Raw genomic sequence first — 15,558 nt, 5'->3', positions numbered from 1 at the left:
GAGACGCTAAATGAGGCGGGTTTAAGGGCTCTTAACCGCCGAATTCGCAAGACCTCGCCTTGACTTACGCCCTTCGGGCGCGGGTGCGGAGCGAATCATGCGCCCCGGCGCCGCAGGCCGGAACGGCGCAGGTCAGCCCGCGTTCCGCTCGTCTCATGAGCAACCTTCCCGAGACCTCGCCCGTCCTGCACCTCCTGATTGCAGACGGCAACGACCGCGCGGGCCGCGCCCGCCACCGCGCCGCCCGCGGGCGCAGCTCGGCCGAGAGCTTCGCCGCGGTGATCGCGGATCTCGCGCCGGGCACGGCCTGCCACTGCCTCGCCCCGGCCGATGCCGAGGCGGACCTGCCGCCGGGCGGGCTCGACGCCTATGACGGCCTGATCTTCACCGGCTCGACCCTGCAGATCCGCGACGCAACCCCCGAGGTGATGCGGCAGGTCGCGCTGATGCGGACGGCTCTGGAGGCTGGGCTGCCGGTGCTCGGCTCGTGCTGGGGCCTGCACGTCGCGGTCGCGGTGGCGGGCGGCTCGGTCGGGGAGAGCCCGCGCGGACCCGAATACGGCCTCGCCCGCGGCCTCGCGCTCACCGCCGCGGGGGCGGCGCATCCGTTCCTCGCCGGCCGCCCGGCGCGCTACGACGCGCCGGCGATCCATTGCGACGCGGTGACCGCCCTGCCGCCCGACGCCGCCGTGCTCGCCGCCAACGACCGCCTCGACGTGCAGGCCCTCGCCCTGCGGTTCGGCGCCGGCACGTTCTGGGGCACGCAATACCATCCCGAACTCGACCTCGACGATCTCGCGACGCTGCTGCGGCTGAGCGCCGACGAGGTCGTGGCGGCCGGCCTGCAACCGGACCGGGCGGCGGTCGAGGCCGAGGCGGACGATCTCGATGCCCTGGCGCGCGGCCCCGACCCGGCCCGCGCCGAACGCCGCGGCCTCGGCCGCGAGGTGCTGGACGCGACGCGGCGCCGGCGGGAGATCGGCAATTTCCTCGGTGGGCTGGTGGGTACGAGGGCCGTTGGAATGTGAAGCCGGAGCGCGCCCCACTCGGCCGCGCCGGAGGAGGCGCGCAGAGATGGGCTGCCGGGAGGCGGAACCCCGATTCGGCTCCGCGAACGCAGCGCCGCTACCTTCGCTCTTCAGCCGGACGGGGCAGCGGACGAAGGGTGACGAACCTCGCCGTGCCGCCCTTGGCATCGCCATCGACCTGCCAGACGCTCCGGATACGGAGGGTGCGACCGCCCGGACTGGAGAGGGGGCCCTCGAAATAATGCTTGATCCCGTAAGGGGTCTCGAAAGCCGCGACCCAGGACGACGGAGACGGATGTCGTCCAAGCGCATCCATCAATTCGAGAGGCCGATCGGGCGAAAAGCCGAAGCGCATGAGAAGCCCAGCCTTCGCCGCCCCATCCACACTGTTCAGATTGAGCAGGTAGCCCGCGATCTTCGATTCCGGGATCGTGAAGGCGGAAGGATAGGGATGCGCGGCGGTCAAGCCGGAGCGCGCTCCACGACCCTCAGCAGTCCCGCGTCCACCGTGGCGAGTGCATCCACCGGCTGGGTGAACTCGACCTCGAAAGCCGCGCCTTCGGCCCACACCGAGACCACGGTCCCGACCGCCCCTGCCGGAACCGCCACCTCCTCGTCTCCGAGAACACCGGCCAGCAATTCGACGCGATCGAGTTCCCGGATCCGATGCGGTGCATCCCCGTCCCGAGCAACGGGGTGCGGAGGCGTTGAAGCGACAACCGTGAGCAGGCGATCGGCCATGTCCGGGAAGCTACATCCTTTGGCGTCCGCTGCAACTCCCCAAGCCGGGAACGAGCGGAGCCGACGACCCGGCGCACTCCCTTCAGGCGGGGCGGGCCACCGCGCCCCCCACCCCCGGCCGCACCCCGGCGAGGTGCAGCGCCGCGGGCCGGCGGAACAGCAGGTTGGCCGGGGTGTGGCGCACGACGCGCTCCAGGGCGAGCGGCACCAGCACCGCCGCCGTCGTGACCAGCACCGAGGCGAGGCCGATATCGGGCACGAGGCCGGTCTTCGCCAGCACGGTCCGGGTCGCCGCCATCGGCAGGAAGAACGCGAGGTAGATCACGATCGAGCGCTCGCCGCAGGCGCGCAGGCGCGCCGTCACCGGACCGCCGACCCGGGTCAGCAGGGCGGCGGCCGTCACGATGGCGAGCGCCCCGGCGGCCCCGAGGACGAGGCTGACCCCCGGCAGGCTGGCGAGGGTCGGGAAGCGCGGGAGCGCGGTCGGGGTCAGCGCCAGGGCGCCGTTGACCAGCGCCCAGGCGGCGAGGCCGGCGAGGGCGAGCAGAACCCGGGAGCGGGCGGCCGCCGCCAGCGCGAAGATCCGGGACGCGAACAGGTATCCGCCGACGAAGTAGACGAAACGGGCGCAGAACTCGTCGACGAGCAGCGAACCGGTCTCGATCGATGCGACCTGGAGCAGGGCGGCCCCGCCGAGCAGCACCGGCCAGGGCAGCCGGCGCAGCAGCTTGGTCGCGACCGAGAACACCGCCAGCAGGTAGATGAACCACAGGGTCGAGTACGGCTCGATCAGGCCGTGGGCGAGATGGGCGAGGAAGACGCCGGGCCCGCCGCCGCCGGTGATCGGCCCATACTTCACCGCCGACTGGATCACCAGCCACAGCAGGTAGAAGTAGGCGAAGTGCACGACGCGCCGGTCGGCGAACAGGCGCCAGTCGCGGTCGACCACCCGGCCGACGAACAGGCCCGACAGCAGGAAGAAGTCCGGGATCCGGAACGGTTTGGCGAAGGCCACGACCTCGTGCAGGAAGCCCTCGCCGCCCATCGCCTCGCCGGTGCCGAGGGTCGAGTGCATCATCACCACCAGGATGATGCAGATCCCCTTGGCGACGTCGACCCAGTCGAGCCGCCCGCCCGCCGGACGGACCGGATCGTCGGGCCGCACGGACAGGGCGGGGTCGGGGCTCGGGCGTGCGATCATGGCGGGCCTCCCGCGGGCGGGCCCGCTCCCCCGGCGATAGCCGGGAGAGGTAAAGGTCCGGTGGGCACGATGGCGGCGATTCGACCGGATCGCGCCATTCCCCCGCGTTATCCCTCCAGCGGCTCGTCGGCGATCAGCTCGATGCCGAAGCCCGACAGGCCGACATAGGCGCGCGAGGAGGTGGTGAGGTTGCGGATCGAGACCACGCCGAGGTCGCGCAGGATCTGGGCGCCGAGGCCGATCTCGCGCCACTGGCGCACCCGCTGGGCCTCGGCGCCGTCGGTCTCGGCGTCGGGCACGTGCGACAGCGGCACCCCGGCGGTGCCGTCGCGCAGATACACCAGCACGCCGCGGCCCTCCTTGGCGAAGCGGCGCATCACCGTCTCGACCGCCCGCCCGCCCTCGATCACGTCGGCGACGACGTTGGAGCGGTGCAGCCGCACCGGCACGTCGCGCCCGTCGCCGATGCGGCCGAACACGAAGGCGAATTGCTGCATCGGCTCGAACGGGGTGGTGTAGGCGTAGCCGGTCATCGCGCCGCACTCGGACTTGACCGGGAAGGTGGCGACCCGCTCGACCAGCTTCTCCCGCGCCTGCCGGTAGGCGATGAGGTCGGCGACCGAGATCTGGCGCAGGCCGTGGGTCTGGGCGAAGGCGGCGATCTGCGGCCCCTTCATCACCGTGCCATCGTCGTTGGCGAGTTCGCAGATCACGCCGACCGGCGGCAGCTTGGCGAGCCGGCACAGGTCGACCGCCGCCTCGGTATGGCCCGAGCGCATCAGCACGCCGCCGTCGCGGGCGATGAGCGGGAAGACGTGGCCGGGGCGCACGAAATCGCCCGCCCCCATGTTGCCGTTGGCGAGCGCCCGCACGGTGTTGCAGCGCTGCTCGGCCGAGATGCCGGTGGTCAGGCCATGCTTGACGTCGACCGTGACCGTGAAAGCGGTGCCGAGCGGCGCGTCGTTCGAGGCCACCATCGGTTCGAGCCGCAGGCGCTTGGCCTCGCCGCTGGTCACCGGGGCGCAGACGATGCCGCAGGTGTTGCGGATGATGAACGCCATCTTCTCGGGCGTGCACAGCGAGGCGGCGACGACGAGGTCGCCTTCGTTCTCGCGGTCGTCGTCGTCGGTGACGACGACGATCTCGCCGCGGGCGAAGGCGTCGAGGGTCTCGATCACGGAATCGTGGGGCACGGGCATCTCCTGCCGCGGGGGCCGGGCGAGCCCCAGAAAGTCGTTGGGCGTCACGGCGCCGCCGGTCTCGCGCAGCACAAGCGCGGCGGTCTCCCGCGACGGCCACGGGCGCTCGCTGTTGCACAGACCCGTCACCGCCGCCGGGGACAACCCGCAGCGGCGCGCGAAGTCGATTCGGGACACGCCCTGGTGCCGGAGCCAGTCGCCGAGTTTCACCGCCCCGTCATAAGGCCACTGGCGTTTCGGTCAAACTGAAATCATCGTCGATTTCACCAGGACTGAAACGGCGCCGGTTCCCCGACCTGTCCGCGATGGCGCAGATAGTGGTCGGCGAGCACGCAGGCCATCATCGCCTCGCCGACCGGCACCGCCCGGATGCCGACGCAGGGATCGTGGCGGCCCCTGGTGCGCACGTCGGCCGGCTGGTTGTCGCGGGTCACGCTGGCCCGCGGCGTCAGAATCGAGGAGGTCGGCTTGACCGCGAAGCGGCAGACCAGCGGCTGCCCGGTCGAGATGCCGCCGAGCACCCCGCCGGCGTGGTTGGCGAGGAAGACCGGCCCGCCCTGGTTGCCCGGGCGCATCTCGTCGGCATTGTCCTCGCCGGTCAGGGCCGCCGCCGCGAAGCCGTCGCCGATCTCGACGCCCTTGACGGCGTTGATCGACATCATGGCGGCGGCGAGATCCGCGTCGAGCTTGCCGTAGACCGGGGCGCCGAGGCCCGGCGGCACGCCCTCGGCCACCACCTCGATCACCGCGCCGAGCGACGAGCCGGCCTTGCGCACGCCGTCGAGGATCTCCGCCCACCGCTCCGCAGCGACCGGGTCGGGGCAGAAGAACGGGTTGTTGTGCACCTCGTCCCAGTCGAAGCGGGCGCGGTCGATCGCGTGCGGCCCGAGCTGGACCAGGGCGCCGCGGATGACCACGCCCGCCGGCAGCACCTTGCGGGCGATCGCCCCGGCGGCGACCCGGGCCGCGGTCTCGCGCGCCGAGGAGCGCCCGCCGCCGCGGTAGTCGCGGATGCCGTATTTGGCGTCGTAGGCGTAGTCGGCGTGGCCCGGCCGGTAGGCGTCGCGGATCTCGGAATAGTCCTTCGAGCGCTGGTCGACGTTGTCGATCATCAGGGCGATCGGCGTGCCCGTGGTGAGCTGGCGCCCGCCGGTGCGGTCGTCGGCGAACACGCCCGACAGGATGCGGACCGCGTCCGGCTCCTGGCGCTGGGTGGTGAAGCGCGACTGGCCCGGCCGGCGCCGGTCGAGCTCGGCCTGGATCTCGGCGGCCTCCAGCGGGATCCGCGGCGGACAGCCGTCGACCACGCAGCCGAGGGCCGGCCCGTGGCTCTCGCCGAAGGTGGTGACGCGGAAGAGATGGCCGAAGCTGTTGTGCGACATGACCGCGCCCGTCTAGCGCGCGGCGGGCCGAAGGGCCAGCGCGACGCGCGGATCGGGCGCCAGGGGGAAGGCGCGGCCCCGGTCGTTGCCGGATTTTCGGGATACCTGTATATACAGGTTCATGGTGATCGTGTGGGATGAGCCGAAGCGATTGGCCAATCTCGACAAGCATGGGCTCGATTTCGCCAGGCTCGATCCCGGCTTCTTTCTCTCGGCCGTCGTCAGGGCCAGTCATTCCGGCCGTTTCCTCGCCCTCAACCGGCACGAGGGCCTGCCTGTCGCGGTGGTCTTCCGGCCCCTCGGATCAGAAGCCATCTCTCTCATCAGCCTGCGCCCTGCCAGGGTGGACGATCGGAGGTTGATTCCATGACGAAGCCGGGCTTTCAGGGCGGCCGCGGATACACGCAGGTCGATTGGGACGAAGTCTCCGACAACCCCGAATGGACGGAGGCGGACGTCGCAGCCGCCAAGCCGTTCACCGAGGTGTTTCCCGATCTCGCCGCCTCGCTCCGCAGGCGCGGCCCGGCCCAGACCAAGGAGGCGATCTCGATCCGTATCGATTCCGACGTGCTGGAGAAGCTGCGCGCCTCCGGCGAGGGCTGGCAGAGCCGCGTCAACGACGTGCTGCGGGCCTATGTCGAGAAGAGCGCAGCCTGAGCAGGTTTCGCAAAAGTGGCTGCCGCTTTTGCGCGAAAAACCTGCGACAAAACAATGAACCAAGCGGACGAAGCGTTGGCCTGCCAACGCAAGTCTGCTTGGATCGTCCGCTCATCGCGTTCTCCATGTTACCGAATCGCCGCCTGCCGAACCTGCCTCCGATCGCCGCGCAGGCCATGCCGGCGAACGGGTGTAGCGGGGCGGAAGGGACAGAGGTGAGCGTCTCCTACAGGTCAAAACCGCACGCGCCGTCGCAGCAGGGCGACCAGTTCCATAGGGGCGGCCTGCCGCAGGATCACGGCTTCGCAGAGGCGACCGAGATCCTCGCCATCATTCACCGCGTACTCCCCGCCGTTGCGCTCGATGAATTCCAAGGCGGCGAAGAACGCCGTGCGCTTGTTGCCTTGTTGGAAGCAGTGGTTCTGGCCGATGCCTTCCAGGAGGCGGACAGCCAGTACGATGCGATCGTCCTCGCCTTCATACGCCCAGGCGTTCAATGGTCGAGCGGCTGCGCTTTCCAGGCTACCACGGTTCAGGACGTGAAACGGCTCCGACGTTCCGCTCAGGATTTCCTGATTAATTGCCTCGATTTCATCCGCCGTGATCCAAATTGGAGGATCAGCGGGCAAGGTAGGCAGCCGTCTTTGGGAATTGCTTCAACCGGCGCGCTGTCCGTTCTCTGACGCCCTCGACATCGGCTGGCCGCCGAAGGGCATTCTGCATGTATTCAGACTTCTCATCCTCCCGTAGAGGGGCGGAGTCCAAAACCTGAGAAGATATAAAGCTGTCTAGCCGCTCTCTGGCGTCTCTGATTCGAGTCAGAATTTTTTCATAGGTAGCTGCCCGACCCTTCGCCATCTGCTCGATGCGTCTGATTTCTCGACGCATGAAGCGCTCCGTATCGGCTGAGATCTGACGAGATCGTGCTGCTATCATCAGGACGCCGCGGATGCTTTCGCCGTCCATATCGGCGTAGGTCTTGCGGTCGCCTTCTACTCCCTCCAGTTGGTCCGCAAGATGATTCGACAGCGACCGAAGCAGATCGAGAGACTCAGAGCGGCACGCGCTCTCGATCAAAATCGGCATCTCGGCCAAACCGCGTAGGACACCGGCACGCCAAGACGTGTATCTCTCGATTATAGTATCCGTCGAGGCACGAAGCTGTTCTCTCGCTTCATCGATCGAGGCGTTGGATGTGAGGCTTGGCGCAGGGAAAACGGTCGTTGCGGCTCGCGGCTTGCTCGTCACTGCACTTTGCACGGCCTCGAAAGCCGACATGTCGAAGGCGGGCAAGCCCATCGGGAACTCCTGATGGAAGGAATGTAGTGCGCCAGCCGCTCCTGGCGCAATCTGGTTTCCCGTCTCAGCTCTTCGTCGCCGCTTTCGCTTCCCCGGCGATGGGCTTCATGGTCCTCACGCGGACTGCCCATCCGCTCACCCGTGCCGGCCGCTGTGGGTTCCCCGCCTAATCCGGCACCTCGTCGATCGAGGCCGGCTCGCGGGCCGGCGTGGTGTTGTGGGCGTGGCGCAGCTCCGACAGGGCTGGGTAGGCCGCGAGCCGCGCCCGCATCAGCGAGCCGAGGGGACGGTGGGCGGCGAGCCCGTGACCGGGGCGGAACGTCATCACCTCGTCGACGAAGACCTGCCGGGCCGGGCCGAAGGCGTCCTGCTGCGGCAGGACGATCCGGGCCACCGTGCGGTACGGGCTGACCGCCTCCGGCCACTCCACCGAGGCGTCCTCGACCGGCATCCGCTCCAGGTCGGTGCAGAGCTGCACCCGCAGTTCGAACACCGCCTCGCCGTCCTGGAACCAGTACAGCACCGCGTTGCGGAAGGCGTTCGGGTCGGCGTCGGTGTCGAGTTCCTCGCCGGCGAGCGCCTGAAGTCCCGGCGAGACCGGAAAGGCGGCGATCTTCGCGACGTAGTCGCCGTACCGGAGCGCCGCCTGGCTGTGATAGCTCTCGGCGAGCGGGTGATAGGGCGGATGGCCGAAGAAATCGAGGATCGGCACATCCTTGCCGGTCACCGCCTTCACCGCCTGATCGGCGAGGCGCGCGGCGCCGGAGATCGCGGCCTTGAGGCCCTCGGGCGCCTTCGCGCTCTGCTCGATGCCGCGCATCGCCTGCAGGAAGCCGGCGGCGTCGGCGCTGGGGAAGACCGGGCCGGTGGCGAGGACGAAGTCCTGGGTGCGCTGGCCCTCGTGCCCGGGCAGCATCGTGCCATCGACCTCGAACACCTTGATCGACATGCCGCGATGGGTCGAGACGCGGTCGCGCAGCAGCTCGCCCGGCCCCTGGGCGAAGCGCACCAGCACCGGATGCGCGCCGGGACGGGCGAACAGGCCCTGCGCGAGTTCGGGAGGCAGGGTGTCGAGCACGGTCAGCGTGCCCTTGACGAACCCGCTGCTCTTGGCGTGGGAGACCCGCACCGCCTGACCGTAGCGGGCGCGCGTCGTCGCGCTCTCCCGCGACATCGACGCGATGATGCCGCGGATCGCCTCGTCCTCGTCCGGCGTCTTCGCCTCGACGGCGTCGCTGTAGCGGAGATACGTGATCCCGTCAGGCATGCTGTCCTCGCACGTTGCCCGAACGACAAGCGGGACGGGGGGATGCGGTTCCGCGCGGCAGGGTGACAGCCGCCCGACGGGGCGTCGCCGGTCCGAACCTCATCCGCCCGGCAGCCCGACGAGAAGCCGCTCGCCCTCGACCCGCACCGGATAGGTGGCGAGGTCGCGGCCGACCGGGCCGCCGAGGGCCTTGCCCGTGGCGATCTCGAACAGGCCGTAATGGAGCGGGCACTCGATGCAGCCCTCGGCCACCTCGCCCTCCGACAGGCGGGCCTCGGCGTGGGTGCAGCGGTCCGCGGTGGCGTGGTAGGCGCCGTCGATCCGGTAGAGCGCCACCGCGGTGCCGGCGCAGGTCCGGCCGATCACCGCGCCCTCCGCGAGGTCCGCGACGGCGGCGGCGTCGTGCCAGACGAGGGACGCTTCGGTCATCGCGGGCGCTCCGGGTGCGGGTTCATACGATTTTCGAGTGATCGCTTCGCGATGCGAAAATCGTCTTCGCGCAGGCGCCGCGGGCTGATGATACGGTTTCCGGAACAATCGTCCGGAAACCGTATCACGCCTCGCTCGACAGCTTCATCAGGACGAGACCGGCGACGATGAGGCCGGCGGCCGCGACCCGCAGCGGCGTCGCCGCCTCGCCGAGGATCGCGATGCCGACCACGAACGACCCGACCGCCCCGATGCCGGTCCAGATCGTGTAGGCGGTGCCGAGCGGCAGGCTCCGCATGGCGAGGGACAGGAGCGCGAAGCTCGCGATCATCGCCACCAGGGTGACGAGGCTCGGCCAGAGCCGGGTGAAGCCGTCCGACTGCTTCATGGCGGCGGCCCAGACGACTTCGAGCAGGCCGGCGACGAGAAGACTGATCCAGGCCACGACGGACCCTCCGCGATCGAGAGCCGGGCCGTCCCGGACGTGGGCCTCGCGGCGAGGGGCGCCCTCGCGGAGAGGGGAAGGGCGTGGCCTTCCGGGTGAGCGGCGCCGCGTCCCGCCGCGCGGGCGGGGCCGGCCCTGATGCCGGAGCAGATGGGTAACCCGGTCGTAACGTCAAGCGCGGGAAGCCGCCTCCGGCCGCGCCGCCGCCCGCCGACACGGGCAGGAAACCGTTGCGGCCCCGCGGCCCGGTGATACCTTCCGCGCCCGATCGCAACCCTGGCGGGGCCCGGACCATGTCGACAGCACACCGGATCGGGCGCCTCGCCGGCGCCGTCGCGCTGGCGTTCGGACTGGGTGGCGCCGCCCTCGGACCGGGTAGCTCTGCCCTGGCGCAGGCCCCCGCGCCTCAGCGCCCGCAGGTCCGGGCCGCCCTGGTGCCGGCGGCCAAGACCTTCCAGCGCGACGGCCTCGCCAGCGAGGCGGTGCGGCTGGAGGCGCAGGTCAAGGCCGAAGCCCCGAACGCGGCGGCCAAGCCCGTGGCGCAGTGGCGGCGCGAGGCCGACCGGGCCGGGAGCGACGGGGACGCGCTCCTCGCCGCCCGGGCCGGCGCCGCGGCGGCCGACCCGGCCGACTGGCGCAACTGGTCGGCCCTGGCCGAGGCGGCGAGCCGCACCGGAAGCGACGACTACGACACCCGCCAGAAGCTCCAGGCCCGCGCCCGGGCCGCCGCCTACCTCGCCTACCAGCGCGCCGTCGCGCGGCCGGACGAGGCCAGGGCCCTGGCGCTCCTCGGCGCGGTACTGGCGGGGCAGGAGAGCTGGCGCCCGGCGCTCGACGCCTACAAGGCCAGCCTCGCGCTCGCCGCCGATCCCGAGACCCAGAAGACCTTCGAGGCGCTGCGGGCCGCGCACGGCTTCCGCATCCTGACCTACACGGTCGATGCCGACGCCGCCGCGCCGCGCGCCTGCTTCAGCGTCTCGGAGGCGCTGGCGAGCAAGACCGATTTCGCCCCCTACGTCGCCGTCACCGGGGCCGGCGGCGTCGCGGTGACCGGCGAGGGCCAGCAGGTCTGCATCGACGGCCTGCGCCACGGCGAGCGCTACGCGGTGGTGCTGCGCCAGGGCCTGCCCTCCGCCACTGGCGAAGTGCTGCTGAAATCCGCCGATTACGAGATCTACGTCCGCGACCGCGCCCCCCAGGTCCGCTTCACCGGCCGCAACTACGTGCTGCCGCGCACCGGGCAGGCCGGGGTGCCGCTGGTCTCGGTCAACGCCCCGAAGCTCGACGTCGAGGTGCTGCGCATCGGCGACCGCGGCCTGCTGCCGGCCCTGCGCTCCGAGGATTTCCTCTCGCAGCTCTCCGGGTCCACCGCCCGCACCATCGCGCAGGAGAAGGGCGTGCGGGTGTGGAAGGGCACCCTCGACACCGCCAAGGCCGAGACCAACAAGGAGGCGGTCACCGCCTTCCCGGTGCTCCAGGCGGTCGGCAAGGTCGAGCCCGGCCTCTACGTGATGCTCGCCCAGCCGAGCGGCGGCACCGCGCTGGCCGACGACGAATCCGGCGGCTACGACACCCAGGCGACGCAGTGGTTCGTGGTCTCGGATCTCGGCCTGACCGCGTTCAAGGGCCGCGACGGCGTCCACGTCTTCGCCCGCTCGCTCGCCTCGGCCGCGGTGGTGAAGGGGGCCGAGATCCGGCTCGTCGCCCGCAACAACGAGGTGCTGGCCGAGCGCGCCACCGACGCCCAGGGCCACGCCGCCTTCGATCCGGGGCTCGCCCGCGGCGAGGGCGGGCAGGCGCCGAGCCTCGTCGTCGCGAAGCTCGGCGACGATTACGGCTTCCTCGACCTGTCGCTCGGCGCCTTCGACCTCACCGACCGCGGCGTGAAGGGCCGCCCGGCTCCCGGCGCCGCCGAGGCCTACCTGTTCCCCGAGCGCGGGGTCTACCGCTCCGGCGAGACGGTGCAGCTCACCGCGCTCCTGCGCGACGCCCGGGGCGCGGCGATCGCCGGCCTGCCCCTGACGCTGGTCGCCAAGCGCCCGGACGGCGTCGAGTACCGCCGCGCCTCGGTGCCCGACGCCGGCCTCGGCGGCCGCGCCTTCTCGCTGCCGCTCCTGCCGGGCGCCCAGCACGGAACGTGGCGGGTCGCCGCCTATACCGACCCGAAGGCGGCGCCGGTCGGCGAGACGAGCTTCCTCGTCGAGGACTACGTTCCCGAGCGGCTCGACGTCACCCTGACTCCGGCGGCGGCCGCGCTCAAGGCCGGCGAGCCGGCGACCGTCGACGTGGCGGCGCGCTACCTCTACGGCGCGCCCGGCGCCGGCCTGTCGGTCTCCGGCAGCGTCGCGGTGCAGGCGGCGGCCGCCAGCGGCATCCGCGGCCTCGACGGGTTCTCGGTCGGCCTCGACGACGAGCGGGTCGAGGCGACCACCGCCGAGATCGACGCGCCCGCGACCACCGACGCGCAAGGCCACGCCCGCCTCACCGTGCCGGTGCGGGCCGAGCCCGGGCCGCGGCCGTTGGAGGCGAAGATTTCGCTCCAGGTCGGCGAGCCCGGCGGCCGGGCGGTGCAGCGCAGCGTCACCCTGCCGATCCTGCCCGTCGGCCCGGTCGTGGCGATCAAGAAGAGCTTTGCCGACCTGCGCGAGGGGGCGAGCGCCGGGTTCGAGGTGGTGGCGGCCCAGCCCGACGGCACCCGCCTCGACCGGCCCGGCGCCACCTGGACCGTGGTGCGGGTCGAACGGAACTACCAATGGTATCGGGCCGACGGCCGCTGGTCCTTCGAGCCGGTGAAGACCACCCGCAAGGTTGCCGACGGCCGCCTCGACCTGAGCCCCGGCGCCCCGGCCCGGATCGCGGTGCCGGTCGGGCTCGGCAGCTACCGGCTGGAGGTGCAGGCGCCCGGCGCCGAGGCCGCCAGCGTCGGCTTCAGCGTCGGCTGGGGCGGCTCGGAGAGCGCCGACGCCCCCGACCTCCTCGACCTCACCCTCGACAAGGCGGCCTTCGCCGCCGGCGACACCCTGCGGGCGCAGATCCGGCCGCGCTTTGCCGGCACCGCCACCGTCGCGGTGGTGAGCGACCGGGTGCACGAGGTCCGCACCCTCGACCTGCCGGCCGCCGGCACCACCGTCGAGATCCCGGTCAGGGCCGAGTGGGGCGCCGGCGCCTACCTCGTCGCCACCGCCTACCGGCCCCTCGATCAGGCGGCCAAGCGCCTGCCCGGCCGGGCGCTCGGTCTCGCGTGGTTCCCGGTCGACCGCGCTGCCCGCAGCCTCGACGTGGCCCTCGACGCGCCGGCCAAGGTCCGGCCGCGGGGCGAACTGCGCCTGCCGATCCGGCTCGCCAACCTCAAGCCCGGCGAGGAGGCGCGGGTGACGGTGGCGGCGGTCGATGTCGGCATCCTGAACCTCACCCGCTACGCCAACCCCGACCCGCTCGGGTTCTTCTTCGGCCAGAAGGCGCTCTCGACCGAGGTCCGCGATCTCTACGGCTACCTCATCGACGGGATGCAGGGCACGCTCGGCGCGATCCGCTCCGGCGGCGACGGCGGCGCGGCCGAACTCGCCGATTCGCCCCCGACCCAGGAGCCGCTGGCGCGCTATTCCGGCGTCGTCACGGTCGGCCCCGACGGCCGGGCCGAGGTGAGCTTTCCGCTGCCCGCCTTCAACGGCACCGCCCGGGTGACGGTCACCGCCTGGAGCGCCGGCAAGGTCGGGGCCGCCGCCGCCGACGTGGTGATCCGCGATCCCGTCGTGGTCTCGGGCACCCTGCCGCGCTTCCTCAACGTCGGCGACCGCTCGCGCCTCCACCTCGCCCTCGACAACGTCGAGGGGGCGGCGGGCGACTACACCCTCGACCTCGACCTCGCCGGCCCGGTCGTCGCCGGGGCTGACGCGCTCCACCGCACCCTGCGGCTCGATCCCGGCGCCAGCGGCGCGGTCGAGATCCCGCTCACGGCGGCCGGGCCGGGCGTCGCGAGGCTGGAGGCGCGGCTGACCGGCCCCGGCCTCGACGCGCCCGCGGCGCAGACCTTCGCGCTGGCGGTCCAGCCCGGCACCGGCGCCCTGCTGCGCCGCTCGGTGCGGCCGCTGGCGGCCGGCGCCAGCATGACCCTGTCGGGCGACCTTCTCGCCGAGATGATCCCGGGTACCGGGTCGGTCTCGGTGGCGGTCTCGACGCTCGGCGGCATCGACGTGCCGGCCCTGCTCCAGGCCCTCGACCGCTATCCCTACGGCTGCACCGAGCAGACGGTGAGCCGGGCGATGCCGCTCCTCTACGTCAATGGGCTCGCCGCCCTCGACCGGCTGGAGATCGACCGCACGGCCGACGAGCGGATCCGCGGCGCGATCGAACGGGTGCTGTCGCGCCAGGATTCGAGCGGCAGCTTCGGCCTGTGGTCGGCCGGCGGCGCCGAGGACCTCTGGCTCAACGCCTACGTCGCCGACTTCCTGACGCGGGCGCGGGAGCGCGGCTTCGCCGTGCCGCAGACCGCCTTCGCCCTCGCCCTCGACCGCCTGCGCAACGCGGTCGCCAATACCGGCGAGGTCACTGGCGGCGGCATGGATCTGGCCTACGCCGCCTATGTGCTCGCCCGCAACGGGCGTCCGGTGATGGGCGACCTGCGCTACCTCGCCGACACCAAGCTCGGGGCGTTCTCGACCCCGCTCGCCCGCGGCCAGATCGCCGCCGCGCTGGCGCTGCTCGGGGACCGCGGCCGCGCCAAGGCGGCGTTCGAGTCCGCCGTCGCGGCCCTGCGCGCCGAGCGCGACAAGGCCGAGTACCGGGCCGATTACGGCTCGCGCCTGCGCGACGGCGCCGGGTTGATCGCCCTCGCCGCCGAGACCGGCGCCGGCCGCGACGCGATCCAGCCGCTCGGCGCGATCGTATCCGAGGAGCGCGGCACGGCGCGGTTCACCAGCACCCAGGAGAATGCCTGGATGGTGCTCGCCGCCCAGGGCCTCGCCAAGGAGACGGCCGGCCTCTCCCTCGCGGTCGACGGCGAGGCGCGGCCGGGCCCGCTCTACCGCAGTTTCCGGGGCGACGCCCTGGAGGCGAAGCCGGTGACGATCGCCAACCGCGGCACCGCCCCGGTCGACGTGGCGCTCGGCATCTCCGGCAGCCCGGCCGAGCCGGAGCCGGCGGAGGCCAGGGGCTACACCGTCGAACGCAGCTACCACCGCCTCGACGGCAGCCCGGTCGACCTGGCGCAACTGCGCCAGAACGACCGCCTCGTCGTGGTGCTGAAGGTCACCGAGGCCCAGGCGCGGGCCGCGCGCCTGCTCCTCGTCGACCGCCTGCCGGCGGGGCTGGAGATCGACAACCCGAAGCTCCTCGACGCCGACGCGCTGTCCGGCCTCGCCTGGGTCAAGTCCGACGTGACGCCGGTCTCGACCGAGTTCCGCGACGACCGCTTCGTCGCCGCCTACGACCGCGACCCGAGCCAGTCGGCCTTCTTCACGGTCGCCTACACGGTGCGGGCGGTGACCCCGGGCCGCTACGTCCACCCGGCCGCCGTGGTCGAGGACATGTACCGCCCCGAGCGCTACGGCCGCACCGCCTTCGGGTCGATCGAGGTCGGGGCGACCCGGTGAGCGCCAATCCGAACCCTCCCCCCGCTCCGGGGGAGGGTGGCGAGCGGATGCGGGGCGGGCCGGGACGAGGACCCGCAAGGGGGGAACGCGACGGTGATCCAGGTGGCGCCTCCCACGACGGTCGCGGCTTGTCCGGAAGCGGCGTTCCCTCCCCCGCAAGTGGAACGGCGGTCTGTGCAAAAACCCTTTTAGAATCAAGCGCGGGATCCCCTCTCCCGAGTGGGAGAGGGGTAGGGGTGAGGGTGGCCCGGGTTCAAGATCAAGCACTGACCGTCGAGCTGCACAGCTCGACGGTTCAGGGTCATTGCGGAACCGTCTC

14 protein-coding genes are annotated in these 15,558 nt (G+C 71.9%); 4 read left to right on the top strand and 10 right to left on the bottom strand.

Annotated features, from left to right (window positions below; genetic code table 11):
• Positions 1-155 precede the first annotated feature (155 nt).
• Positions 156-1,028, top strand: coding sequence for a type 1 glutamine amidotransferase (locus tag EOE48_RS02465; RefSeq protein WP_127727169.1), 873 nt, complete (start codon positions 156-158; stop codon positions 1,026-1,028).
• 97 nt (positions 1,029-1,125) lie between these two features.
• Here EOE48_RS02465 and EOE48_RS02460 read toward each other — a convergent pair whose 3' ends face one another.
• The 5 genes from EOE48_RS02460 to aroC all read right to left on the bottom strand — a co-directional run bounded on the left by EOE48_RS02460 (position 1,126) and on the right by aroC (position 5,551).
• Positions 1,126-1,494: a DUF6883 domain-containing protein gene (locus tag EOE48_RS02460; protein WP_127727168.1), complete on the bottom strand. Its 369-nt coding sequence runs from the start codon at positions 1,492-1,494 to the stop codon at positions 1,126-1,128.
• Positions 1,491-1,769: a DUF4926 domain-containing protein gene (locus tag EOE48_RS02455; protein WP_127727167.1), complete on the bottom strand. Its 279-nt coding sequence runs from the start codon at positions 1,767-1,769 to the stop codon at positions 1,491-1,493. The genes EOE48_RS02460 and EOE48_RS02455 overlap by 4 nt, the downstream gene beginning before the upstream one ends.
• 82 nt (positions 1,770-1,851) lie before the next feature.
• A complete protein-coding gene (locus EOE48_RS02450; protein ID WP_127727166.1) occupies positions 1,852-2,970 on the bottom strand; it encodes an acyltransferase family protein in 1,119 nt (372 codons plus the stop codon).
• A 107-nt stretch (positions 2,971-3,077) separates the two neighbouring features.
• Positions 3,078-4,163, bottom strand: a complete 1,086-nt coding sequence (gene ribB, locus EOE48_RS02445) for a 3,4-dihydroxy-2-butanone-4-phosphate synthase (RefSeq protein WP_127727211.1) — start codon at positions 4,161-4,163, stop codon at positions 3,078-3,080.
• Between the two features lie 269 nt (positions 4,164-4,432).
• Complete coding sequence (gene aroC, locus EOE48_RS02440; protein ID WP_127727165.1) at positions 4,433-5,551, bottom strand: chorismate synthase; 1,119 nt, start codon at positions 5,549-5,551, stop codon at positions 4,433-4,435.
• 121 nt (positions 5,552-5,672) lie between these two features.
• On the opposite strand from aroC, the gene EOE48_RS02435 reads away from it, so the two are divergent.
• Together EOE48_RS02435 and EOE48_RS02430 are read left to right on the top strand one after the other, a co-directional pair.
• Positions 5,673-5,921, top strand: coding sequence for a BrnT family toxin (locus EOE48_RS02435; RefSeq protein ID WP_127727164.1), 249 nt, complete (start codon positions 5,673-5,675; stop codon positions 5,919-5,921).
• Positions 5,918-6,208 (top strand): BrnA antitoxin family protein, encoded by a 291-nt coding sequence (locus tag EOE48_RS02430; protein ID WP_127727163.1) that lies wholly within the window; start codon positions 5,918-5,920, stop codon positions 6,206-6,208. The genes EOE48_RS02435 and EOE48_RS02430 overlap by 4 nt, the downstream gene beginning before the upstream one ends.
• Before the next feature lie 233 nt (positions 6,209-6,441).
• Here the strand turns inward: EOE48_RS02430 and EOE48_RS02425 are convergent, their stop codons facing one another.
• The 5 genes from EOE48_RS02425 to sugE form a co-directional block, all read right to left on the bottom strand.
• Positions 6,442-6,837 carry a type II toxin-antitoxin system death-on-curing family toxin gene (locus EOE48_RS02425; RefSeq protein WP_187371290.1) on the bottom strand — a complete coding sequence of 132 codons (396 nt, stop codon included), beginning with the start codon at positions 6,835-6,837 and terminating at the stop codon, positions 6,442-6,444.
• A complete protein-coding gene (locus tag EOE48_RS02420; RefSeq protein ID WP_127727161.1) occupies positions 6,827-7,501 on the bottom strand; it encodes a hypothetical protein in 675 nt (224 codons plus the stop codon). The genes EOE48_RS02425 and EOE48_RS02420 overlap by 11 nt, the downstream gene beginning before the upstream one ends.
• Positions 7,502-7,673: 172 nt before the next feature.
• Positions 7,674-8,774, bottom strand: coding sequence for a catalase family protein (locus EOE48_RS02415; protein ID WP_127727160.1), 1,101 nt, complete (start codon positions 8,772-8,774; stop codon positions 7,674-7,676).
• Between the two features lie 99 nt (positions 8,775-8,873).
• Positions 8,874-9,203: a non-heme iron oxygenase ferredoxin subunit gene (locus tag EOE48_RS02410; protein WP_127727159.1), complete on the bottom strand. Its 330-nt coding sequence runs from the start codon at positions 9,201-9,203 to the stop codon at positions 8,874-8,876.
• A 124-nt stretch (positions 9,204-9,327) separates the two neighbouring features.
• Positions 9,328-9,648, bottom strand: coding sequence for a quaternary ammonium compound efflux SMR transporter SugE (gene sugE / locus EOE48_RS02405; protein ID WP_127727158.1), 321 nt, complete (start codon positions 9,646-9,648; stop codon positions 9,328-9,330).
• 293 nt (positions 9,649-9,941) lie between these two features.
• Between sugE and EOE48_RS02400 the strand changes: the two genes are divergently transcribed.
• A complete protein-coding gene (locus EOE48_RS02400) occupies positions 9,942-15,239 on the top strand; it encodes an alpha-2-macroglobulin family protein (protein WP_127727157.1) in 5,298 nt (1,765 codons plus the stop codon).
• Positions 15,240-15,558: the final 319 nt, after the last annotated feature.

It is taken from the genome of Methylobacterium oryzihabitans (assembly GCF_004004555.2).
GTDB lineage: Bacteria > Pseudomonadota > Alphaproteobacteria > Rhizobiales > Beijerinckiaceae > Methylobacterium > Methylobacterium oryzihabitans.
The sequence above is the reverse complement of the archived record's forward strand: the minus strand, read 5'-3'. Positions and strand labels throughout refer to the sequence as shown.